At 61.2% G+C, this 22,894-nt stretch carries 23 protein-coding genes and 1 tRNA gene; 17 read left to right on the top strand and 7 right to left on the bottom strand.

Translation table 11 applies throughout. From position 1 onward, the window contains the following. Window positions 1-65 precede the first annotated feature (65 nt). The 4 genes from ilvN to KKY_RS09370 all read left to right on the top strand — a co-directional run bounded on the left by ilvN (window position 66) and on the right by KKY_RS09370 (window position 2,982). Window positions 66-620 carry an acetolactate synthase small subunit gene (gene ilvN, locus KKY_RS09385; RefSeq protein ID WP_014131094.1) on the top strand — a complete coding sequence of 185 codons (555 nt, stop codon included), beginning with the start codon at window positions 66-68 and terminating at the stop codon, window positions 618-620. Between the two features lie 122 nt (window positions 621-742). Next, window positions 743-1,486 carry a pyridoxine 5'-phosphate synthase gene (locus tag KKY_RS09380; RefSeq protein WP_014131093.1) on the top strand — a complete coding sequence of 248 codons (744 nt, stop codon included), beginning with the start codon at window positions 743-745 and terminating at the stop codon, window positions 1,484-1,486. A gap of 245 nt (window positions 1,487-1,731) precedes the next feature. Next, window positions 1,732-2,340 (top strand): NADPH-dependent FMN reductase, encoded by a 609-nt coding sequence (locus KKY_RS09375; RefSeq protein ID WP_014131092.1) that lies wholly within the window; start codon window positions 1,732-1,734, stop codon window positions 2,338-2,340. Between the two features lie 120 nt (window positions 2,341-2,460). Then, entirely contained in the window at window positions 2,461-2,982 is a 522-nt protein-coding gene (locus tag KKY_RS09370) for a hypothetical protein (RefSeq protein WP_014131091.1), read from the top strand. Here KKY_RS09370 and KKY_RS09365 read toward each other — a convergent pair. Continuing rightward, entirely contained in the window at window positions 2,979-3,395 is a 417-nt protein-coding gene (locus KKY_RS09365) for a hypothetical protein (RefSeq protein ID WP_139304932.1), read from the bottom strand. The two genes, KKY_RS09370 and KKY_RS09365, sit on opposite strands and share 4 nt — an antisense overlap. 168 nt (window positions 3,396-3,563) lie before the next feature. Between KKY_RS09365 and KKY_RS09360 the strand changes: the two genes are divergently transcribed. The 4 genes from KKY_RS09360 to KKY_RS09345 all read left to right on the top strand — a co-directional run bounded on the left by KKY_RS09360 (window position 3,564) and on the right by KKY_RS09345 (window position 8,513). Continuing rightward, complete coding sequence (locus tag KKY_RS09360) at window positions 3,564-5,441, top strand: phosphatase PAP2 family protein (RefSeq protein ID WP_014131089.1); 1,878 nt, start codon at window positions 3,564-3,566, stop codon at window positions 5,439-5,441. A gap of 229 nt (window positions 5,442-5,670) precedes the next feature. Continuing rightward, the gene (locus KKY_RS09355; protein ID WP_014131088.1) at window positions 5,671-6,300 is read left to right on the top strand and encodes a TetR/AcrR family transcriptional regulator C-terminal domain-containing protein; all 630 of its coding nucleotides are present in this window, start codon (window positions 5,671-5,673) and stop codon (window positions 6,298-6,300) included. A 37-nt stretch (window positions 6,301-6,337) separates the two neighbouring features. Then, window positions 6,338-7,357, top strand: a complete 1,020-nt coding sequence (ilvC, locus tag KKY_RS09350) for a ketol-acid reductoisomerase (RefSeq protein ID WP_014131087.1) — start codon at window positions 6,338-6,340, stop codon at window positions 7,355-7,357. A 187-nt stretch (window positions 7,358-7,544) separates the two neighbouring features. After that, window positions 7,545-8,513, top strand: coding sequence for an IS481 family transposase (locus KKY_RS09345; protein WP_014131086.1), 969 nt, complete (start codon window positions 7,545-7,547; stop codon window positions 8,511-8,513). A gap of 102 nt (window positions 8,514-8,615) precedes the next feature. On the opposite strand, the gene KKY_RS09340 is transcribed toward KKY_RS09345, so the two are convergent. The 4 genes from KKY_RS09340 to KKY_RS09325 form a co-directional block, all read right to left on the bottom strand. Continuing rightward, on the bottom strand, window positions 8,616-9,179 hold the full coding sequence (locus KKY_RS09340) for a dihydrofolate reductase family protein (protein ID WP_014131085.1): 564 nt from the start codon (window positions 9,177-9,179) through the stop codon (window positions 8,616-8,618). Between the two features lie 3 nt (window positions 9,180-9,182). Further along, window positions 9,183-9,647: an SRPBCC domain-containing protein gene (locus KKY_RS09335; protein ID WP_014131084.1), complete on the bottom strand. Its 465-nt coding sequence runs from the start codon at window positions 9,645-9,647 to the stop codon at window positions 9,183-9,185. Beyond that, window positions 9,644-9,985 (bottom strand): ArsR/SmtB family transcription factor, encoded by a 342-nt coding sequence (locus tag KKY_RS09330; protein ID WP_041528677.1) that lies wholly within the window; start codon window positions 9,983-9,985, stop codon window positions 9,644-9,646. Before KKY_RS09330 ends, KKY_RS09335 begins: the two co-directional genes overlap by 4 nt. A gap of 204 nt (window positions 9,986-10,189) precedes the next feature. Then, window positions 10,190-11,419, bottom strand: a complete 1,230-nt coding sequence (locus KKY_RS09325) for an FAD-dependent oxidoreductase (RefSeq protein ID WP_014131082.1) — start codon at window positions 11,417-11,419, stop codon at window positions 10,190-10,192. 173 nt (window positions 11,420-11,592) lie between these two features. Here KKY_RS09325 and KKY_RS09320 point away from each other — a divergent pair, with 173 nt between their 5' ends. The 3 genes from KKY_RS09320 to KKY_RS09310 all read left to right on the top strand — a co-directional run bounded on the left by KKY_RS09320 (window position 11,593) and on the right by KKY_RS09310 (window position 15,518). Next, window positions 11,593-12,486 (top strand): PhzF family phenazine biosynthesis protein, encoded by an 894-nt coding sequence (locus tag KKY_RS09320; protein WP_014131081.1) that lies wholly within the window; start codon window positions 11,593-11,595, stop codon window positions 12,484-12,486. Window positions 12,487-12,873: 387 nt separating this feature from the next. Further along, window positions 12,874-14,427, top strand: coding sequence for a 2-isopropylmalate synthase (locus tag KKY_RS09315; RefSeq protein ID WP_014131080.1), 1,554 nt, complete (start codon window positions 12,874-12,876; stop codon window positions 14,425-14,427). 143 nt (window positions 14,428-14,570) lie between these two features. Continuing rightward, window positions 14,571-15,518 (top strand): endonuclease/exonuclease/phosphatase family protein, encoded by a 948-nt coding sequence (locus KKY_RS09310; protein WP_014131079.1) that lies wholly within the window; start codon window positions 14,571-14,573, stop codon window positions 15,516-15,518. Window position 15,519: 1 nt separating this feature from the next. Here the strand turns inward: KKY_RS09310 and KKY_RS09305 are convergent, their stop codons facing one another. After that, a complete protein-coding gene (locus tag KKY_RS09305; protein ID WP_014131078.1) occupies window positions 15,520-16,383 on the bottom strand; it encodes a leucyl/phenylalanyl-tRNA--protein transferase in 864 nt (287 codons plus the stop codon). A 161-nt stretch (window positions 16,384-16,544) separates the two neighbouring features. On the opposite strand from KKY_RS09305, the gene msrA reads away from it, so the two are divergent. From msrA to KKY_RS09280, 5 genes are all read left to right on the top strand, one after another. Then, the gene (msrA, locus tag KKY_RS09300) at window positions 16,545-17,159 is read left to right on the top strand and encodes a peptide-methionine (S)-S-oxide reductase MsrA (RefSeq protein ID WP_014131077.1); all 615 of its coding nucleotides are present in this window, start codon (window positions 16,545-16,547) and stop codon (window positions 17,157-17,159) included. Window positions 17,160-17,300: 141 nt separating this feature from the next. Further along, window positions 17,301-17,376 (top strand) — tRNA-Lys (locus KKY_RS09295). Between the two features lie 185 nt (window positions 17,377-17,561). After that, on the top strand, window positions 17,562-17,798 hold the full coding sequence (locus KKY_RS20500) for a hypothetical protein (protein ID WP_041528676.1): 237 nt from the start codon (window positions 17,562-17,564) through the stop codon (window positions 17,796-17,798). Continuing rightward, entirely contained in the window at window positions 17,785-18,765 is a 981-nt protein-coding gene (locus KKY_RS09285; protein WP_210160487.1) for a lipid II:glycine glycyltransferase FemX, read from the top strand. The genes KKY_RS20500 and KKY_RS09285 overlap by 14 nt, the downstream gene beginning before the upstream one ends. 18 nt (window positions 18,766-18,783) lie before the next feature. Continuing rightward, the gene (locus KKY_RS09280; RefSeq protein ID WP_014131074.1) at window positions 18,784-20,088 is read left to right on the top strand and encodes a lipopolysaccharide biosynthesis protein; all 1,305 of its coding nucleotides are present in this window, start codon (window positions 18,784-18,786) and stop codon (window positions 20,086-20,088) included. Here KKY_RS09280 and KKY_RS09275 read toward each other — a convergent pair. Next, a complete protein-coding gene (locus tag KKY_RS09275; protein ID WP_014131073.1) occupies window positions 20,085-20,657 on the bottom strand; it encodes a GNAT family N-acetyltransferase in 573 nt (190 codons plus the stop codon). The genes KKY_RS09280 and KKY_RS09275 overlap by 4 nt on opposite strands. Before the next feature lie 182 nt (window positions 20,658-20,839). Here KKY_RS09275 and acs point away from each other — a divergent pair, with 182 nt between their 5' ends. Next, window positions 20,840-22,786 carry an acetate--CoA ligase gene (gene acs / locus KKY_RS09270; RefSeq protein WP_014131071.1) on the top strand — a complete coding sequence of 649 codons (1,947 nt, stop codon included), beginning with the start codon at window positions 20,840-20,842 and terminating at the stop codon, window positions 22,784-22,786. The last annotated feature ends 108 nt before the right edge of the window (window positions 22,787-22,894 follow it).

Raw genomic sequence — 22,894 nt, 5'->3', positions numbered from 1 at the left:
AGACCACGCCAGCCGACTCGGCGAAGCGAATTGCCACTCGCCTAGCACGCTCACGAGGAACCATTATGAACGCACATCTGAAACCGACGGGTTCGGCCTATTTCCTGACCACCGAAACCCAGGCTACCGAACGCCACACGCTGACGGTTCTTGTCGACAACGAACCGGGGGTTCTCGCCCGTGTCGTGGGGCTGTTTTCGGCGCGCGGATACAATATCGACTCGCTGACGGTCAGCGAAACCGAGCATGACAAGCATCGCTCGCGCATCACCATCGTCACCGTTGCAACGCCCAAAGTTCTGGCGCAGATCAAGCTGCAGCTCGAACGGCTGGTGCCGGTGCACAAGGTGCACGATCTGACGGCGGAAGGGGAATCGCTGGAGCGTGAGCTGGCTCTGCTCAAGGTCGCGGGCCGGGGCGAGAACCGGGTGGAAACGCTGCGGCTGGCCGATGCGTTCCGGGCGCAGGTGGTCGACGCCTCGACCGAGAGCTTCGTGTTCGAGATCACCGGCAAGCCGGGCAAGATCGACCAGTTCATCACGCTGATGACACCGCTGGGGCTTGTGGAGGTGGTGCGCACCGGGCTCGTTGCGATCACGCGCGGGCCCGAGGGCATGTAGGCGCGGAGCACAATCGGTCCCGACCTGACCGCGCTCCGAAAGTTGAGGTTTGCGCGAACCTCATTTCGCGATAGACGAGGGCCGTACACTTCGTACGGTCCTTACTTTTCCAGACTGCCGCCATGACAAAGCTTTCCGTCAATCTCAATGCCGTGGCGCAGTTGCGCAATCGCCGGAACCTGCCCTGGCCGAGCGTTACGGGAATGGCGCGTATCGTGCTCGATGCGGGAGCGGTTGGAGTGACCGTCCATCCGCGGCCCGATGAACGCCATATCAGGCGTTCTGACGTTTTCGACCTGGTCAATCTGTTGCGCGCCGAATATCCGCAGGCCGAACTCAATATCGAGGGCTATCCCACACAGGCGTTTCTCGAACTGGTGGCGGCGGCCAATCCCCATCAGGTCACGCTGGTGCCCGATGCCCCTGAACAGGCGACGTCCGACCATGGATGGGATTTTGTGGCACACAAAGCATTGCTGAGCGATGTTGTGGCCCAACTCGCAACGCCGGGGCGGCGGGTGGCGATGTTCTGCGACCCCGATGCCAGCGGAGCGGCACTGGAGGCGGCCAAGGCGGCGGGCGCCGACCGGGTAGAGCTCTACACCGGGCCATATGGCGCGTGCTACGATAACAGCGAGGCCGCGGTTTCCGCGCTGGCCGATCTTGCGGAAACGGCGCATGCGGCCCATGCGCTGGGGCTGGGAATCAATGCCGGGCATGACTTGACACTGGCCAACCTGCCTGCGTTCCAATCCACAGTGCCGTTTGTCGACGAGGTCTCGATCGGCCACGGAATCACCGCCGACGCGCTGATTTCGGGATTTGCCGAGGCTGTGCGGAAATATCTGGGCGTCCTGGGCCGGTAGGATCGGAACAGGTCAGTATTTTTGTCGTTTCAACCCCGTTGTTTGTTTGTTCGATATCACCGAACGACAGGAAATCGTCGGAAACGGACTAAAAATTCCATTTTATTTCAATGAGTTGAGCTTTCGGGAGATATCCCATAGGCAGGCGTATATGCCTAGCTAACAGGCGTGTGCCTACTTGAGCGCGATGCCAAAAGTCACATATGCAGCCCTACTTACTGTTCGTAACCACGTAGGGAATCATCATGTCCAAGCCAAAAATCGCAATCATCATTTCCTCAACCCGCGCAACGCGCTTTGCCGACAAGCCGGCCCAGTGGCTGCTCGCCAAGGCGAAGGAACGCACCGAATTCGACGTCGAGCTGGTCGACCTGCGCGATTTCGATCTGCCCTTCTTTGACGAAGTGGCCTCCAACATGTGGGCGCCCAGCCAGGACCCCAAGGCCATTGCCTGGCAGAAAAAGGTCGGCGAGTTCGACGGCTACATCTTTCTGGTTGCCGAATACAACCGCTCGATCACCGCAGCGCTCAAGAACGCCCTCGACCAGGCCTATGTCGAATGGACCAAGAAGCCGGCGGCGTATGTGGGCTACGGTTCGGTCGGTGCCGCGCGCGCAATCGAACAGCTTCGCCTGATCAACATCGAACTTCAGATGGTGCCCGTGCGTCACGGCGTACACATCGGCGGTTCGGAATTCTTCACCGTCTGGGGCGGCGGCAAGAACGAGCCGATGGAAGCCATCGAGCCGGCCATCGGGCCGAGCCTTAAGGACCTGTTCGACAACCTTGCCTGGTGGGCCGGTGCCACCAAGGCTGCCCGCGACGGCAAGATCGAAGCCATCGCCGCCGAATAAGCTCGACAAGCCGCAGAGTTGACGAGGGCCGTCCATAAGGGCGGCCCTTTTTTTGTTGCCGCCATTTGGCCATGCTCGCTGCCTAAAGCCAGAGCAGGGTTGGGCGCAAAGGGAAGTGCGATGCTCGATTGGCTGGAGACGACGGGCGATTTTCTGATGGGCACGGCCCTGTCCACGCTCTCGGTGGTAGGTTTGGGGCCGGACACACCATCCCGCTACGAGATGGACACGTTCCTTGCCGGGCTGGAACGGGGGTGCGAGATTTCGAGCGATCTTGGGGTGTTCTGGGAACAATTGGTGGCCGATGGCACGATCATCGTGCCCGCAGATGCGGGCCGGTATTTTTCCGACGCGCAGATCGCGGTGCGCGAGGACCATCGGGAATTGCGCGTACCGGTAGCGGGCACCTGGATGGAACACGAGGTTGCGGCGATCTCGGTGATCGCCGGCATAGACAATGGCTACAGTTCCATCGGCGTTGTGTTCGTGCCCGATCAGGAGGAGCTCGATGCCGCGATGGGGCCGCTTGCCGCGCAGTCCGAGGCCATCATGCAGGCCGATCCCGACAATCTGGTAGGAGCAAGCGCGGTTTACGGCACGTTTGGCGGTGAACCGCAATATATCTGCGACTTCTCCAACTAGCGCGGCATGTCGGGGCAAACGTACGGGACGGGGGAGGCCGCATAGCGCTTTTCGACAATTTCGCCGCCGACAAGATGCAGGGCCAGAACAAGTTCGGCCTCGTTGAGTTCGACGATGTCGGCCTCAATGGTCATGGTGTCCTCTTGCCAGCTTAAAGATTCCTCGCCGGTCATCTGCCAGTTGGAGAGGCGATAGGTTTCCCAGCATGAGTCCTGAAGCATTGTGCCCTCGGACAGGAACACAACCATTGAGCCGGGCAGGCCGGCATCTTGTTCGGACTGCACCCAGAACTTTTCGGTGAGAGAAGCGCCGATCATGGGAGCAGAGGTCATGCCCTCGGCCTCCTGGGCCATGGCGGGAGATGCAAAAAGTGCCGCAAAGGCAAGAATTTTAAGGATAGTCGGTCGCATCATGGGGCCTCGTTCGCGTTTGGAGAGAGCAGCGTGGGGCGATGTTTGGCCCAAATTGTGGTGATTGCAAATCGTTTCGGTTCGGCGTGATCAAGTTTGTGGAAAGTGTCACCGCGGTGTCATTGGACCACCCTAAAGGGCAGCTCCATTGTTCATACTGGAGCCATTTTCATGATCCGCAAATCCTCCACAATTCCCGGCCGCCTGTCGGGTGCGCTGGTGTTCTCCCTGCTGGCCGGCACGGCGCTCGCCGCACCGCTTGGTGTCGGGGAATTTACAGTGCCGCTGCCCGATGTCGCCTATCCGCTGCCCGTGGTCGAAAACTATACGCATCAGGCGGGCATCGGCGCCGACGGGGCCGAAATCAATCGCTATGACCGCGCGGAAAACCCGGTTCTCGAGCTGCATCGCGGCTTTGACGAAGTCTGGAACCTGGGCGACGAAACCTGGCGCTCGGGTGGTGCAAACGGGGACGGCGCTCTCGACTATTCCAATGTCGAAATTGTCGATCCGGCCGTGTGGGCGGCCAACATGGACTATGTTCTCTCGGTGACCGGCAGCGCGCGCGACGATCAGGAGGCGCTGGAGGCCTATCTGGACGATCGCCGTTCGCAGGGCTTTTCGGTTATCAGCGGCATGGGACCGGTGCTGGCCAATATCTACGCCGCCGAAGCGCAGGCTTTCACGACGATCAATCACACACTGGGCACGTTCGATCCCAATATGGTGCTGCCGGTCAAGGAAGACGATCATGGCACCGAAGCGGGAACGGGCGGGGAAACCATGCTCGATTTCGTGGCTTTCATGGCCATGATGCGTGGACCGGAGGGCACGACGTCTCCCTCGAAATATTTCTACGCCTCGCCGCGCCCGTGGCGCATGAGCGATACCGGGCAGGTGGTGGAAACAGGCACCGATGTTATCGGACCCAACAGCTTTGAGCGCTATGACAGCAATGTCGAGGTGATCCCGGCGCTGCTCAGCGCGCGCGAAACACGCGGCCGGCACAAGGATGGCGGCTATCCTTCCGGGCACGCCAATGCGGGCTATCTCGCGGCCATCGCCTATGCCTATGCGCTGCCGCAGCGCTACGAAGAGCTTTTGACCCGTGCGTCCGAGTTGGGCGAAAATCGTATCGTGACCGGCATGCACTCGCCGCTCGATGTGATGGGAGGACGCACCATGTCGATGGCCATGGCGAGCGCGCTGCTTTCCGACCCCGAGCACGCCGAACTCAAAGAGGCGGCGTTCGAGAACATGCAGGCCGTGATGGCGGCCAATGTGGGCGAGGACACAACGATTGCCGCCGTTGCCGAGGACCAGCCGGGAGACCGCTGGGCCAATGATGCCGCCAACGCTGCGCTCTATCGCTTGCGGACCCATTATGGCCTGCCGCAGGACGCAGCGGATATGGGGCAGGAGATGGTCGTGCCGATGGGCGCTGAGGTGCTGCTCGAAACACGCCAGCCCTATCTGACCGCCGAACAGCGCCGCGTGGTGCTCTACACCACCGGCGTGCCCAGCGGCTATCCGGTGCTCGATGAAACCAATGGCTGGGGGCGAATCGATCTTGTGGCCGCGGCTGGTGGCTATGGAGCCTTTCCGGGCGACGTTTCGGTGACCATGGATGCGGATTTGGGCGAAATGCACGCGGAAGATATCTGGGTGCACGACATTTCCGGCCCCGGCATGCTGACCAAGGCCGGTTCGGGCACGCTGACGCTGCGCGGTTATAATTCCTACGAAGGTGGCACGCGCCTGCAAGAGGGTACGCTGGTGGCTGCAACGACCACGGCACTGGGGCAGGGTGACCTGCTGGTGAGCGGCGGCGTGCTGGAGATTTCCGCGCGCGGCCTCGATATCGCCGGTGACGTCGAAATCGAAGGTGGCGCGCTGGTGGTCGATCTGGCGGACGCCGAAGCCGGCAGCACGGTCTCGATTTTGCGGGCAGGGTCGATCACCGGCGCGTTCGCTTCTGTGACCGACGCACAAGGCAATGGCCTGGAGGTTGAGGCGGCCGACGGCGAACTGACCGTTATTGTCCCCTGATCTGCCGGTAGCCGCGCCTCATGGCGCGGCCAAAGCCCGATGAAATATGGCCGTCGCCTTGGAAGAGGCGGCGGTTCATGGTTTCAGGCCCGAGTGTGAAATCGCGGTAAAATCGCTCTTGAAAATTGCCGAACCGTACCGTACGGTACGCCTCGCTCGGAGGCGGTGTCTGCTCCCTTGGAGCAAGGCTTTCCGGCCATGATAATCGAGAACAGAGAGCGAGTCACGCTTGACCCCGCCGACCCTGACCATAAGCGACGATACGCTCACCGGCCGCCAGAAGGATGTTCTGGATGCGGCGCTGGGCTTGCTGGTCGATGGCGGCGATGGATTGACCATGACCGGGGTGGCGCGCAGGGCGAGTTGCTCCAAGGAAACGCTCTATAAATGGTTCGGCGACCGGGACGGGCTTTTGACGGCGACCGTGCAGTGGCAGGCGTCGAAAGTGCGCATGGTGCCGGTGGACCGCGAAACGCTCGACAAGCGCACGCTGGGCATTGCGCTGGAGAAATTCGGACGCGACTGGCTGACGGTTCTGACGGGCGATATTTCGGTGGCGCTCAACCGGCTGGCGGTTTCCCATGCGGGCCAGGAAAAGCGCAATCTGGGCGCGATCGTTCTGGAAAACGGGCCCATCGGCATGGCGCGGCGCTGCGAACCGCTGCTCGAGGCGGGCAAGGAAGCGGGGCTGCTCGATTTCGACGATGCCGACCAGGCGTTTCGGACATTTTTCGGACTGGTGGTCAGGGACACCCAGATCCGCATGCTGCTCGGCGAGCAAAGGCGGCCGAGTGAAGAGAAGATTGCGGGGCAGGCGCGCCGGGCCCGCGAACAGTTCTTTGCGCTCTACGGAGCGTAAATCCATCAACAACGACAAGCGACATAGGGAGAGACCAATGCGCGTTTATTACGATCGGGATGCCGATATCAATCTTTTGAAATCCAAGAAGGTCGCCATCATCGGGTATGGCAGCCAGGGGCGCGCGCATGCGCTCAACCTCAAGGATTCGGGTATCACCGACATCGCCGTCGGTCTGCGCCCCGGGTCTTCGACCGCCAAGAAGGTGGAAGCGGACGGGCTCAAGGTGATGAGCGTTGCCGAGGCTGCGGCGTGGGCCGACATGATGATGATGGCAACGCCCGACGAATTGCAGGCCGACATCTATCGCGACGATATCGCTCCCAATATCCGCGACGGTGCCGCACTGGCGTTCGCGCATGGCCTGAACGTCCATTTCGGGCTGATCGAGCCCAAGGACACAGTCGACGTTCTGATGATCGCCCCCAAGGGCCCCGGCCACACCGTGCGCGGCGAATATGAGAAGGGTGGCGGGGTGCCGTGCCTGATCGCCATCCATCACGATGCGACCGGCAACGCGCACGATCTGGGCCTTGCCTATGCGTCGGGCGTCGGCGGCGGACGCTCGGGCATCATCGAGACCACGTTCAAGGAAGAGTGCGAGACCGATCTGTTCGGCGAGCAGGCGGTGCTCTGCGGCGGTCTGGTCGAATTGATCCGCGCCGGGTTCGAGACGCTGGTGGAAGCCGGCTATGCGCCGGAAATGGCCTATTTCGAGTGTCTGCACGAAGTGAAGCTGATCGTCGATCTGATCTATCAGGGCGGCATCGCCAACATGAATTATTCGATCTCCAACACCGCAGAATGGGGCGAATACGTCACCGGCCCGCGCATCATCACGAGCGAAACCAAGGCCGAGATGAAGCGCGTTCTGGCCGATATCCAATCGGGCAAGTTCACGTCCGAGTGGATGCAGGAATACAAGGCCGGCGCCGCACGCTTCAAGGGCATCCGCCGCAACAACGACGCTCACCAGATCGAGGAAGTGGGCACCAAGCTGCGCGACATGATGCCCTGGATCAAAGCCGGTGCGCTGGTGGACAAGAGCCGGAACTAGAGCCGTTCAGGATTTGATTGAATCAAATCCTTGGCTCTAAGCCTTTGTTTTGTCGCGTGTCCGAACCGCAAAACCGTTTCCACTTTTGCTGGACACGCTCTAGGTGTGAGCTCTCAATAGGTTGTCCATTCGGACCGGAACGGGGAGACTGGAGTTACCAAGCTTCAGCACTCACCGGAGGGTCCGAATGAACATCCACAAGAATGCCCGTCTGACGCCGCTGCGTCGAGAGGAGATGGCGCTTTGCGTCATCGAAGGCGGTCTTTCCAAAGCCCAGGCAGCGCGGAGCTACGGTGTATCGCCAAAAATCGTGGCGCGCTGGGTAGAGCGCTACACATCAGAGGGCCGAGCGGGCATGACCGACCGTTCGTCGCGGCCCCACCGGCTACATTGCCCTGTCCCGCAAACAACCATCGCGCGCGTCATCGCGCTGCGGCGTCTACGGTGGACCGGCAACCATATCGCCATGGAGGTTGGCGTATCGCCGGCCACGGTCAGCAGAGTGCTCAAGCGGGCCGGCCTTTCGCGGCTAAGAGACATCGACCCGGCCGAGCCGGTGCGTCGCTATGAACGCAAGCGTCCCGGCGAGATGATCCATATAGACATCAAGAAGTTGGGCAAATTCAATCGGAGCGGTCACCGCATCACCGGTGACCGGCGCCGGCAGAGCAGCCAGCGCGGAAACGGCACTGCGCCCGGCTGGGAGTTCGTCCATGTCGCTATCGACGACCATTCACGGCTGTCATTTACCCAGATCCACCCTGACGAAAAGGCCGTCAGTGCCGTCGCCCATCTCAAGGCCGCCCTCGCCTGGTACCGACTCTTGGGGGTCACCGTCGAGCGGGTGATGACCGACAACGGGCCATGCTACCAGTCCCGCGCCTTCCGCGATGCCTGCCGCCAATTGGGCCTCACACACATCCGCACCAAGCCCTATACGCCCCAAACCAATGGCAAGGCCGAACGATTCATCCAGACCGCAATCAGGGAATGGGCTTATGCCCGCGCCTACAAAACATCCGATCAGCGCGCTGCCCATCTGCCAATCTGGAACCATATGTACAATTGGCACAGACCCCATGGCAGCCTAAACTCCAAGCCACCCATCAGTCGCCTCGGCCTGACCGAGGACAACCTGTTGAGGCACCACATCTAGGCTTCCGCAGTTGAAGTTGAAGTTTGAAAAAGGGCCGGTTTTGCCGGCCCTTTTTTCTGAGCTACCACTCGTTGAGCGGCCAGATTTCGGTCGCGCCGTGAGCTATCGCGCGTTTTTCAATCCGCAGGTGATGACGATTCCGCCATTCTTGAGCGGTTGGGTCTTGATCAGGTCGAGGTCGATCCGGAGGTCGGACGGCTTGAACAAGAGATTGCCGCGGCCGAGCAGGAGCGGGGCGAGACCGAGGCGATATTCATCGACGAGCCCGGCGGGCAGGAGCGTCGCCAGCAGATCGGCGCTGCCGAAGACGTAGAGATTGCGTTCCGATCCGGCCTTTATGTCGCGTAGCGCCTGGACGATATCGCCGCTGACGATTTTGGTGTTGTTCCAGTCCGCCGCCGTCAGGGTGTTGGAGACGACATATTTGGGCAGGGCGTTCATGGCGTCGGTGATGGGGCCGGTTTCGGTTTCGTTGGCCCAGTACGACGCCATGCCTTCATAGGTGCGGCGCCCGAAAACCAATGCCTCGGTATCGGCAAGCTGGGTTTCGGAAAATTCAGAGAGTTCGTCTCCCCAGATGGTTTCATGCAGGGAAAGGTCCCAGGGCTCGGGGCCTTCGAAATAGCCGTCGAGGCTCGCGATATTCCAGACGATCAGTTTGCCCATCGGTCAATCCTCCACGATTCTGGCAAGTGCGGACAGAAGGCCGGCGGTTCCGTCTTCACGGATTTTGGGATCGTCGAAGCCGTCGAGATAAGCGCCCTGTTCGGTCAGTTTCAGATGAGTTCCCTCGGGCGCATCGGTCAGCTCGATGGTGGTGAGCGATGCAGAGATGTGGTTTCCGTCGGCGTCCATGTCATAGGCATAGATGATGCGCTCGTTCTCGATGATGTCGAGATAGATGGCATCGAAGCGATAGGCGTGGGTGCTGCCGTGCTGTTCGGCAACGCCGTGGCTGTGCTCACGTCCTCCGACACGGAAATCCATATTGGCGGCGGCGCCTTCAGGAGCATCGCTTCCGAACCATTTCTGCTTGGTCTTGAAATCGGAAAACGCGGCGAAAACCTTATGCCGTGATGCGCGATAGGTGCGCTGGAGGGTGAAGGTGGCGTGTACCACGTTGCGGTCGGTCATTCGTCTTCCTCTATGACGTCGTTTTCGAGAAGGGCTCCTAGGGCATCGAGCCGCCGCCCCCATAAGGTGCGGCGTTCGTTGATCCAGTGTTCGGCCCGGCTCAGCGCACCGGTATCGAGGGTGCAAGTGCGCACGCGGCCTTCCTTTTTGGTGACAACGAGCCCGGCCTGTTCAAGCACGGCAATGTGCTGGAGGGTGGCAGGCAGGGAAATGCCGAGCTGGGCGGAAAAATCTCCGGCGCTGGCACTCGATTTGCTCAGCCGATCGATCATGGCGCGGCGATTGCCATCTGCCAGGGCGCGGAACATGAGATCGAGCTGTGAAGAATGGTTAGCCATACGCTTAACTATCAGCGCGCTAACAGTTAAGTCAATACCTAAGTTTTTATGCGCCGATTAAGATTGCGGTGCCTTTCGGCCTTAGAGCCAAGGATTTGATTGAATCAAATCCTTGGCTCTAAGCCTTTGTTTTATCGCGTGTCCGAACCGCAAAACCGTTTCCATCCCCGATCGCGTCGAGGACATGCTTTTGCTGGACACGCTTTAGCGGGGGCGGCGGGCGAAATCGGGCGCGGATTCGGGGCGCGGGCCGAACCCGATGAAGCGGGCCGGGAGCTTGCGGAAGCCGGGGACATGGCGGGCGAGAAACAGCATGAAACGCGGCGGTCCGGCGCGGCCGGTTTCAAACCCGTTCTGGAAAATGATGCGATGGAGAATGCGCTGCATGGTCTGGATGACCCGGGTCGGCAGCATGCGGCGGCGTTGCACCGCCTCAAGATCACTCTCGGAAAGCGTTCCGGCGCGCAGTGGATGACGCAGGATGCGGGCGGCGGCGACGGCATCCTGGATGGCAAGATTGATACCGACGCCGCCAGCGGGCGACATGGCATGGGCGGCGTCGCCGATGCAGAGCAGGCCGGGGCGGTGCCAACGCTTGAGCCGGTCGAGCCGGACGTCGAGGGTCTTGACCTGGTCCATCGACGTCAGCGTGTCCACCCGATCGGCCAGATCCGGGCGCAGCCTGGCAATCATGGCCCGCAGGGGTTTTGTGCCCTCGGCCCGACGCTGCGCGTCGGTGCCCTTGGGAATGAAGGCGGCCATCTGGTAGAATCCCTCCCGGGCGATCGAGAGCAGGATGTCGCGCCCGGCAAAGCTGGGGACCAGACTGGCTGGCTCTGCTTGTTCGTCTGCGTGACGCGGGAGGCGGAACCACCAGACATCGAAGGGCACTTGATAATCACGCGGAATGAAGCCGGCCTGTTCGCGCAGCACGGAATGGCGGCCATCGCAGGCAACGACCAGATCGGCTGTGATCGGTTCTTCGTGTTCTTGTGTGCGTGTGGAGACGCCGGTGACCTTGCCATCCTGCCACAAAAGCCCCGTCACTTCGGTCTCCATCAGCAGGGTAAAGCTCGACTCGCGTCGGGCGTGGCCGGCCAAAAACGCGAGAAAATCCCATTGCGGAATCATGGCGACGTAATTGTAGGGTGGCGGGAGGGCGGAAAAATCACCGAAATCGATGCTCTGTCCGTTTGTCGTGGGCACGCGCAGACTTTGCAGTCGGCTCTGCGGCAATTGGGCGAACTCGGCCCCCAGACCCAGCTCGTCGAGAAGCCTGATGGTGGAGGGGTGCACGGTATCGCCCCGGAAGTCGCGCAGGAAATCGGCGTGCTTTTCACAAACGATCACCTCGACGCCACCCCGCGCCAGCAGCAGGCCCAGCATTATGCCGGCAGGACCGCCACCGGCAATCAGGCACGTCGTGCGTTTCATGCGACCTCTCCCCCCACGCGCATTGTCGCAAATGTATGACGACGTGTCGCGGGGGAAAAGCATAAGCGGGAGGGAGGAATTATGTGGGTGGTAACCAGTGGAACGATAGGCGTAGTGTTTTGAGTATATCGATGGATATCGCCTCCCAATCGTCTCCCAGGACCGGCCGAAAGATGAAGCTGACCTATTTCATTCTCGACGTTTTCACCCGTGACCGGCTAAGCGGCAATCCGCTGGCGGTCGTGCTAAGGGCCGACGAGCTTTCGACGACCCGGATGCAGGCGATCGCGGGAGAGTTCAACCTCTCGGAAACGGTTTTTGTGTGCGCACCGAAAGGCGAGCGGCACACCGCGGCCCTGCGCATTTTCACGCCCGTGAGCGAATTGCCCTTTGCCGGGCATCCCACGGTTGGAGCGGCGGTTCTTCTGGGTTTGCAGCACAAGCAGAGCGCCGTGCGGCTCGAATTGGGTGTCGGCAACGTTACCGCCGTCATGGAACGGATCGACAAGCGGACCGGGGAAGCCAAATTCGCGCTGCCGCGCAAGCCCGAACGGGTCGGGGAATTGGCCGACCTTGCAGGCATCGCCGAGCGTTTAGGCATTTCCGTTGACGATATCGGGTGCGACGGAATGATGCCTGCGCAGTATTCGGCGGGCAATCCGTTCTATCTGGTTCCGTTGCGCGATGCGTCCCTGCTTACTGACATGACGCTGGAGCGGCGTGGCTGGGCCGACACGTTTTCCGGACCGCGAAATGCGGTTTATGTCTTTGCCAAGACCCCAAAAGAGCGCGGGAACGACTATGCGGCGCGCATGTTTCACGTCTCCCACGGCACCGGCGAGGACGCGGCAACCGGGTCCGCCGCAGCGGCGCTAATCGGGCTTCTGGCCGAGCACGGCGGGTATGGTGATGGCAGCCATACGCTCAAGATCCGTCAGGGCCGTGAAATGGGCCGGCCGAGCGAAATCGGCATGCAGTTCAACATAGAAGGCGGCCAGCTCAAGCATGCCGGGATCGGCGGTGCCGCGGTCGTGCTTGCCGAGGGTGTGCTCGACTTCGACGATTAAGCGGGCCGATGATGAACCAAAGTCGGAGCCTAAAGCGCTATTATTGTTGCGCGAAGTCTTGCGCATCGCGCGCAATTGGCCCATTGTTCGGCTGTTGATTTATCAGGAAGGGCAAGGCCGTACCGATGCGCCGCAGTGCAAACCGCGCAATCGCCATAGCCGCCAGCAGGCAAAAAGCCTTGCAGGCCCGTATCCTCACGGGTTCAGCGCTGCTGCTTTCCGCTGCCCTCCTACTTCTCCTTATCAGCCCCTGATAACCGGCGGTTCGCTTCAAACGCGGACGGGTGGTCAGGGGATTTTGCCATAACGCCGAACATCAATGTCCGGCCATAACCTGCTGCAAACGCACAGCGAAACCGCGCAGGTGGCCGATCAAGGAAGAACAAGATGACCAGCCAAGCCAATACCGACCGCGTCTTTATTTTCGACACCACCCTGCGCGACGGGGAGCAAAGCCCCGGCGCCACCATGACGCTGGAAGAAAAGCTCCAGGTCGCCGAAATCCTCGACACGATGGGTGTCGATATCATCGAGGCCGGGTTTCCCATTGCCTCGAACGGTGATTTCGAGGCCGTGGCCACCGTTGCCAAGCGCGCCAAGAACGCGGTGATCTGCGGGCTGGCTCGCGCCATTTCCGCCGATATCGACCGCGCCGGGGAAGCGGTGCGCTTTGCACGGCGCGGACGCATTCATACGTTTGTTTCGACCTCGCCGATCCATCTGGCGCACCAGATGAAAAAGACCGAGGACGAGGTGCTTGAAATCGTCACCAAGACGGTGACGCAGGCCCGCAATCTGATCGACGACGTGGAGTGGTCGGGCATGGACGCGACGCGCACGCCCATCGAATTTCTGGCCCGCTGCACCGAAGCGGCGATCAAGGCGGGGGCGACGACGATCAATATCCCCGACACCGTGGGCTATTCGACGCCGGAAGATTATTACCAGCTGATCCACGATTTGATCGCGATGGTGCCCAATTCCGACAAGGCGATTTTTTCCACCCATTGTCACAACGATCTGGGCATGGCCGTGGCCAATTCGCTGGCCGGCGTTCGGGCCGGGGCGCGGCAGGTGGAATGCACGATCAACGGTATCGGGGAGCGCGCGGGCAACGCGGCACTCGAGGAGGTGGTGATGGCGCTGCGCACGCGGGCCGATGCCATGCCCTATCACACCGAAATCGAGACGACCCATCTCTCGCGCGCCTCGCGCGTGGTGTCGGCTGCGGCCAACTTCCCGGTGCAATACAACAAGGCCATCGTTGGCAAGAACGCCTTTGCCCATGAAAGCGGCATCCATCAGGATGGCATGCTGAAAAACGCCTCGACCTATGAGATCATGACGCCCGAAAGCGTGGGGATCAAATCGACCTCTCTGGTGATGGGTAAGCATTCGGGTCGCCATGCGTTCAAGGAAAAGCTCAAGGATCTGGGGTATGAGCTGGCCGATAACCAGTTCCAGGAAGCCTTCCAGCGCTTCAAGGACCTGGCCGATCGCAAAAAGCACGTCTATGACGACGATATCGTCGCGCTGGTCGATGACGAAATGGGCTCGGGCGCCGACCGCATCAAGCTGGTGGATATGAGCGTGACCTCCAAGACCGGCGGGGTGCACCGGTGCGAGCTCAAGGTGGCCGTGGACGGTGCGCCGGTCGAAGTGTCGTTCGACGGCACGGGGTCGGTCGATGCGATCTTTAACGCCATAAAGGCGGCGGTCAAAGCCGATCCGCATCTGGTGCTCTACGCTGTGGATGGCGTGACGGGCGGCACCGACGCGCAGGCCAACGCCCATGTGCGGCTGGAAATGAACGGGCGTATCGCCTCGGGCAATGCGACCGAACCCGATACACTGGTGGCGTCCGCCCGGGCCTATCTCAATGCCTATAACCGGTTGCTGGTCGAACGCGGCGCTCCGGCGCAGGGTGCGCTCGCGGGCTGATCCCTGCAGGCTTCAATGGGATACGAGCGGGATTTTTGCTTTCCGCAACAGCGAAAATCCTGCTCGTCATCGTTTTGTCGCGTTCCCGAACCGAATAAGAGGGTTCGATTTACAGGAAAAGCGCTCCGGGGGGCGATCGTATAGTGGCAATCGGGGCCGAGATCCGTGGCGTGCTCACAGGCTTTGGCCTTGTTGCCGCAGGCGTTCTGGTGCTGGCGCGGGTCGATCTCGGTCTGCCCGGCCAGTCGCTGCTGCAGTCACTGCAGCTTCACATCGGGGCGGGCCTTTTGGGGCTCGCCCTTTTGCTTGCGCTGGCAAGGGCACCGTGGCGGGCCGGGCTGGTGGCCGCCATGGCGATATTCGCGGGCGGACATGTTATGTGGCGCGTCGCGGCGCAATATGAGGGTCGAGGGGCCTTGCAGGAGCTGGAACGCGCGGCCGGGTTCACGCTTTTGAGCTTTAACGTTCTCAATTCCAACGACCGGCATGAGGACGTTACCGACTACATCGCCGGATCGGGGGCGGATTTTGCCTTCATCATGGAGGCGGCGCAGTTGCGCCAGCATCTCGACGACCTGCACGCCGTCTATCCCTATCGAGTGGGGTGCGAACCGAGCGTCGAATGCGACCTGATGATGCTGTCAAAGCTGCCGCTGGAAAATGCCGAAATCCGCTCGCTGGGCAACACCCATCCCAACCGGATGATCGTTGCGCAGGCCGAGATCGAGGGGGAGCCGCTGACGCTGGTGGCCGCCCACCTGACCAAGCCCTATTTCGACGATGCGGGCCTGTTCGAAGCGCGGCGGCTGGCCCGGCAACTGGCGGGAATCGAGGGCGCGCTGGTGCTGGCGGGGGATTTCAATTCCGCACCCTGGGCCGATGCCATCGACGATCTGGTGCGGGGTTCCGATCTGCTGCCCCCTCCGCGCTACAACGCGACCTGGCCGACCGAATTGGGTCCGCTGGGCATACCGATAGATCTCATGTTTTCGCGCGCACCGATCCTCATCGAAGAGATCGAGGCGCTATCGGATCCGCTGGGGTCGAACCATCTGGGACTGATCGCGCGACTCGGGATCGCGGCGGAATAGGTCAGGCGGGGGTTTCGGGCGACCAGCCGGCGGTATCGGCCAGCGAAAACTTCGCGCTCCAATGGCCGGGCTCGGGTTGCGCTTTGCCCGGTCGGACAAGGAGCGCGGCATAGTCGGCGCGCGCAAGCACCGTACCGCCGAGCGCTTCGACCCAGGGCGACATGATTTGATGGTCGACAGCGACGAATCCGGCGTCGGCGAGGTGATGGTAGAGACTGACGATTGCGAATTTGGAGGCGTTGTCGGCGGTATGAAACATCGAGAGCGCCGAGAATACCGGCCCGACCGTCACGCCGAACAATCCGCCGACGAGGTTGTTCCCGGCGTCGAAAACCTCCACCGAATGGGCATGGCCCTCCGCGTATAGCCGCGTATAGAGCGTCCGGGCTTTCGGGGTGATCCAGGTGAGGTGGGGGCGCGAGGGATCGCGGGGCGCCGCGCAGCCATCGATCACGCCGGCAAAATCGGTATCGAAGGCCACGCGCATGTCCGAGCCGCGCATTGTGCGGCGGAACCGCTTGGCGATATGGACAGAAGCCAGATCCATTATGGCGCGTTGGGGTGGCGACCACCATTTCATGGCGCCCCAATGGCCCTGGGGATAAAAACCGCGCGACATGGCTTCGAGAACCACGGGCGTCGACAGATCATCGGCCAACCCGGCAAATCCCGGCGGGGATTTGCGGATGCGCGAAGCGTCGGGAATCGGGGCGGGCCGAGCCAGCCTGTCGCCCACCAGGCCCGCAACCAGAGCCGGAACATGGCGCACGCGATGAGGCTTGAGCCAATAGGCCGTGGCAAGCGCCAGGCGTGCGATGCTGTAGTTACCCTGTTGCGAAGGGCCGGCTTGGTGAGCGCTGGTCATGAAAATGGGTCCGGGGGCAAACTGGGCGCACACTAGGCCGAAACCATTGCCGCCCGCTTACCGTAATTGCTTAAAATACGTACAATCCCGCATGTTCACGCGGCTTTGACTTGCCCGATCGGACATGGCGGGGCCAACTGGTACAAACGAGGAGGTGCAGCATGCATCGCACACTTATTGCCCTGGCGGCCGCCACGAGCGCGTTCGCCGCCACCCCGGCGCTGGCCGATACCGCGCTTTTCGCCGGCGGGTGCTTTTGGAGCGTGGAATCCAATTTCGAAAAGGTTGAAGGGGTGTCCGAGGCCGTATCGGGCTTTGCCGGTGGTCATGTCGAAAACCCGACATACAATGAAGTCGCCTATGGTGGCGATACCGGTCATTATGAGAGCGTGGAGGTCACCTTCGACCCCGAGGTGGTGAGCTATGAGGACCTGCTGACCGTTTATTGGCACACGACCGATCCGACCGATGCCGCGGGGCAATTCTGCGACAAGGGGCCGATGTACAAGCCGGCGATCTTTGCCCTCAATGATGAGCAGGCGGCAATTGCCGAAGCCAGTAAGGCGGCCATCGCCGAATCCAGCGGTTATACGATCGTGACCGAAATCAAGCCGGCTGCCACCTTCTATCCGGCGGGACCCGAACATCAGGATTTCTACAAGACCAACGCGGCACACTATGAGCGCTATAGGATCGGGTGCGGACGCGACGTGGTGATCCGGGAGTTGTGGGGCGACCAGGCCTTCCTGGGGACGAGCGAGAATCCTTTTCCCTGAGCGCTTGACGCTTGTTTGAAGCGTTCTGATGATCCCGAGCCTTGTTGTCGTGAAAAAGCGCAGTTGTGGGTGGACAGCTTGAATAGCGTTTGCTAGAGAGGCGCCACTCTGGCGGTGCGGAGACGCGCTGCCCGATGGATCGGGTGTATAGCTCAGTTGGTAGAGCAGCTGACTCTTAATCAGCGGGTCCAAGGTTCGAGCCCTTGTACACCCACCAAAATCCTCCAAGATAACCAGAGTCTTGCAAGCCGATCTTGAATCTGTTTGGCAACAATTTTTTTGCCGTTTCAAGGCCTGGTTTACCACTTTGGAAATTGACGGGGTTCCGGCGCTGCGTGGAAAGCATTCCATAGGGGCTGGCCGTTAGGGTAGGGCCAGATTTGATCTGACCCGGTGACGCCAATGTCCTTGACCAGCCATTCGCCAGCGATGACCGCAGTTGCTTCCGCAGCATCGGACGTTTCGAGAGCCAACGGAACAGTGCTGGACCACCGTGTGCTCGACGGGGCGGTGTGGGACAGGGCCGTTTCCGGTTTCGACGGCGTCTGCCAGGAACAGCTTTATGCCTATGCGAGCCTGCGATGGCCGGGGGTGGCGCTTGAGCCGGTTCTGTTTTCGGATGGTGATGATGGCGCTTGAGCCGGTTCTGTTTTCGGATGGTGATGAACCCCTGGGCGGTGCCCTGGTCATGCTGCAGCGGCTGCCGCTGGGAGTGGCGAGCGTGGCGCTGGTCAAATGGGGACCGTTTCTGGCCCGAACCGAGGGCGTCGATCGCGATGCTGTAATGGGGCGGATGGTCGATACGCTGGTGGCGGAATATGCGCAAAAGCGATCCATGATGGTTTCGATCATGCCCCATGCTGAGGCCGGTGAGGTCAATGGCATGGCCGAAATGCTTGCTGCACGCGGGTTCAAGCCCGGCGTCGGCGTCAAATTCCCGATGCGCTATGTGGTCGATGTTTCGCTCGACGATGATGCCCGACTGGCTGCGTTCGGCCAGAAATGGCGCTACAATCTGCGCAAATCGATGAAGGCCGGGCTCGAGTTCACCGTGGGGACGCCGGGCGATATCGGCCGGTTCATGACGCTTTATCAGGCGATGAGCGAGCGCAAGCTGTTTCCCGATTATTCGGGTATCGATACGCTCGAGGGGTTGATGGCCATGCCGGACGGGACGGCGCGGCCCGAGCTGTTTTTCGTTTCGCAAGGGGACAAGACCATCGCGGGGGCGGCGATCTTCACCGCGGGGCGGACGGCCTGCTATCTATATGGCGCAACCGACGATGCGGCGCTCGGCCTGCGCGCCGGCTATCTGCTGCATTGGCACATCATCAGATGGTTGCGGGACAACACGGGGGCCCGGTTCTACGATCTGGGCGGGACCGACGGCTTTGCCGGGCTGCATCAGTTCAAGAGCGGCATGGTGGGCGACGCGGGCCATATCAGCCCGCTGCCGCCGACAATGAATTTTGCCGCGCACCTGCCGGCCTATGTGGCTGGAACCGCTGCCTATAAGGCGCGTGAGTTACTGACGCGAAGTCGCGATGGAGTGCTTGCGGCGCGGCTCGAAATGCAGAAGCGGTTCAGGCGCGGCCCGGGAGCCTGACGCGGGGGATTTTCAGCGATGTCCATAGCCGGACGGCTTGCCTCGAAATCGGTAATGATCTTTGCCCTGCGCATTTTCGGCGCGGGGTTCATCTTTCTTGTGCAGGTGGCCATTTCGCGGGTGTGGGGTGCCCAATCGCTGGGCGACTTTCTACTGGTCATCGCGGCGGCCAATCTGATCGCCGTTGTGTTGCCGCTGGGGTTCCAGACGGTCGCCACCTATTTTTCCGCCGAGTACGGCTCGCGTGGTGAGGGTAATCATCTGCGGCGTTTCGTGGGTCGAGCCTATATCCAGATGGCGGTGATGGGGGCAGTGGTGCTGGCGCTGGGCTGGCCGCTGACCTTCCTTCTGGGGGAGGCGGGAGCGCATCTGCGCCCGATCTGGATCCAGACGGCGCTGATCGGAATTGCGACGGCCATCACCTATATCGGCACGACGACGCTGGTGGGGCTCAAGCAGCCCATGGCGGGGTATCTGCCGGATATGATTTTCCGCCCGGCGCTGACGCTTTTCGCATTCGGCGTCGTGGCGCTGATGAGCCCGGTTGCCGATCTGGGCCTTATGTTGTGGGTGTTGGCTGGCGCGCTTCTGGTGCTGTTCGGCGTTCAGGGATTGTGGGTGCGCCGGGCCGTGGTGGCGGTGCCGCGTGCCGACAGCGTGCGCCCAATCGAGCCGAAACGCTGGTGGCGTTTTGCGGCACCCTGGGTGCTCATTACGCTGGCCTCGGATTATTTCTTCGACATCAATCTGATCCTGCTGGCCGGACTGCTCGACCGTACCGATCTGGCAATTTTCGGGGTGAGTACACGGATTTTTGCGCTCGCCTCTTTCGGGGTGGTCGCGGTCTATGCGCTGACGCTGCCCAATATGTTCGATGCGGAACGCGACGCCGATCGCGGCGCTTTCGGCAAGCGGGTGGGGGAGGCCAATCTAGTGGCGACGGGGCTGGCGCTGGCGCTGTTTGTCGGCGTTTTGCTGGTCGGGCGCTACGCGCTGATCCTGTTCGGGGACGAATTTGCCGATGGAGCGCTGCCGGTGGCCATATTGTGCCTTGGGCTTGTGGTCAGGGCGGCGTTCGGCCCAGCCTCTCTGGTGCTCTCGATGCATGACCGACCCTGGGCCAGCCTGCCGTCGGTGGGGCTGGGGCTTGCCGCGCTGATTGTTGGCAATTTCACCCTCGTGCCGCCTTACGGGCTGATGGGCGCGGCGATTGCGGCGTTTATGGCGATTTCGCTGTGGTCGGTGTCTCTTTGGGCAACGGCGCTTTATCGGGCGAAGATCGATGTTTCGATCTTCGGGCGCTTTCGCGCGGCCGCTGTTTAACGGTCGAGCAGTGCCCGTGCCTTGAGCTTGAGGCGGGTGGCCAATGGAAGCGAAATGCCATTGTCGTAACCATCGGTCACCTTGGTGAACTTGCGTTCCATGACGAAATAATCCTCCCCGAAAATATGATCTTCGAGGTGGGCGACCTGAACATAGCCATAGCGCTTGAGCAGGACCAGGGCCGGCCGGTTGTCGGGGCGGGTGTAGGTCGAGGCTTTGTGGAAGCGCGAATTGTCCCAATGGGAAATGAAGGCATCCATGCCGAAACGGCCCAGCGGGGTGCCGCGATAATCGGGATAGATGGCCGACCAGAACTGGAAGATCGTTCCGTTGGCGGGACCCGAAATCAGAAAGCCGCCGGTCACACCATCCATTTCGAGCAGGAGGATGTGCCAGGGGTCGATTTCGAGCAGGGTGCGCAGGAAAGTGCGGTTGAAACGGGCCTTCTCGAACGCTTTGAAGCGCTCGCCGTAATAGGGCATGGACTCGATCAGATCCATCAGCTCGCGATGGACATCGGCGATGTCGGCATGGGTGGCCGCTCGCGAGGTCATCTTTGCTTCGCTCATCGTCTTTCCCCCGGTTTGCGGGGCAGACTAGCCGATGGTCCGCTAAAAAAGAGTTTGCGGGCTGACCAGGCAAAATCGATCAAATCGAAACTTGCGCGGTTTGCCGCCCGGCCGTGCCTTGCGGTCGGCGGAATCGGCGGGTTAAGACAGGGGTAACAAGCCAATATGGTGGAGGAGTTGTCATGAGTTCGGAAGTGTTTGCACCCTCGGATGAGGTGGTCGCCAAAACCAGGGTCACCGCTGAGCAGTATGACCGGATGTACAGGCGCTCGGTCTCGGACCCAGACGGGTTCTGGGGGGAGCAGGCGCAGCGTATCGACTGGATCAAGCCCTTCACCAAGGTCAAGAATACCAGCTTTGAATGGCCCGACGTCTCGATCAAATGGTTCGAGGATGGCCAGCTCAATGTTGCCGCCAATTGTATAGATCGGCATCTCAAAGAGCATGGCGACACGGTCGCCATCATCTTCGAGCCCGACGATCCCGAGGCGGAAACCCGGCATATCACCTATCGCCTGCTCCATGGCGAAGTCTGCCGGTTTGCCAATGTGCTCAAAGAGCTCGGCGTACAAAAGGGCGAACGGGTCACGATCTATATGCCGATGATCCCCGAGGCCGCCTATGCCATGCTTGCCTGCGCGCGCATCGGCGCGGTCCATTCGGTGGTGTTCGGCGGGTTCTCGCCCGACGCGCTGGCCGGACGGGTCAACGACTGCGATTCCCGCGTGGTTATCACCGCCGACGAAGGTTGCCGCGGCGGAAAGAAGGTGCCGCTCAAGGTCAATGTCGACAAGGCGCTTGAGGACTGTCCGGGGGTGGAAAAGGTGCTGGTGGTCAGAAACACCGGCTCCGACATCGCCATGACAAGCGGGCGCGACGTCTGGCTGCATGAGGCGGAGGCCGGGGTTGAGGCGGTTTGCGAGCCCGAGCCGATGAACGCGGAAGATCCGCTGTTTATCCTTTATACGTCCGGTTCGACCGGAAAGCCCAAGGGCGTCCTGCACACGACTGGCGGTTATCTGGTTTATGCTTCGCTCACCCATGAGTTGACCTTCGACTATCGGCAGGGTGAGGTTTTCTGGTGTACCGCCGATGTGGGCTGGGTGACCGGGCACAGCTATATCGTCTATGGCCCGCTGGCCAATGGCGCGACGACGCTGATGTTCGAAGGCGTACCGAACTATCCCGATGCCGGGCGGTTCTGGGAGGTTGTCGACAAGCACAAGGTCAACATCTTTTATACGGCACCCACGGCGATCCGGGCGCTGATGGGGGCGGGCAATCAGTTCGTCGAGCGGGCCGATCTGTCCAGCCTGCGGCTCTTGGGGTCGGTGGGCGAGCCGATCAATCCCGAAGCCTGGATGTGGTATCACAAGCAGGTGGGCCGCGAGCGGTGCATCGTCGTCGACACCTGGTGGCAGACGGAAACCGGCGGGTTCATGATCACACCGCTGCCCGGGGCCATTCCCACCAAGCCCGGTTCGGCAACCAAGCCGTTTTTCGGAGTGCAGCCGGTGGTTCTGGAGCCTGAAAGCGGCAAGGTGATCGAGGAGACCGAAGCGGCAGGCGTCCTGGCCATTGCCGATAGCTGGCCGGGACAGATGCGGACCGTTTATGGAGATCACCAGCGGTTCAAGGAAACCTATTTCCAGCAATACAAGGGCTACTACTTCACCGGCGACGGCTGCCGTCGGGATGAGGACGGCTATTACTGGATCACGGGCCGCGTGGACGATGTGCTCAACGTGTCCGGGCATCGTCTGGGCACCGCGGAAGTGGAAAGCGCGCTGGTCGCGCACCCAAAAGTCTCAGAAGCCGCGGTGGTCGGCTTCCCTCACGACGTCAAGGGGCAGGGCATCTATTGCTACGTGACCCTCATGGCAGGCGAAGCGGCATCGGACGATCTGGCAGGCGAGTTGCGCAATTGGGTGCGCAAGGAGATCGGGCCGATTGCCTCGCCCGATCATATCCAGTTCGCGCCGGGCCTGCCAAAGACGCGATCGGGAAAGATCATGCGCCGCATCCTGCGCAAGGTGGCTGAGAACGATTATGGCGCGCTTGGCGATACTTCGACACTGGCCGATCCCGGCGTGGTCGATGACCTGATCGCCAATCGCAAGAACCGCTAGACGCCAAGAGGAGGATTTTTGCCGCTGCACCGGGCACCGTGATCGCGGTGTCCGGTGCTCTGCATTTACAGCTTATTCAATTGCTTGGGAGATAAAGGAAGGGGGCTC

Source organism: Pelagibacterium halotolerans B2 (genome assembly GCF_000230555.1).
In the GTDB taxonomy this organism is placed as follows: domain Bacteria; phylum Pseudomonadota; class Alphaproteobacteria; order Rhizobiales; family Devosiaceae; genus Pelagibacterium; species Pelagibacterium halotolerans.
The sequence above is the reverse complement of the archived record's forward strand: the minus strand, read 5'-3'. Positions and strand labels throughout refer to the sequence as shown.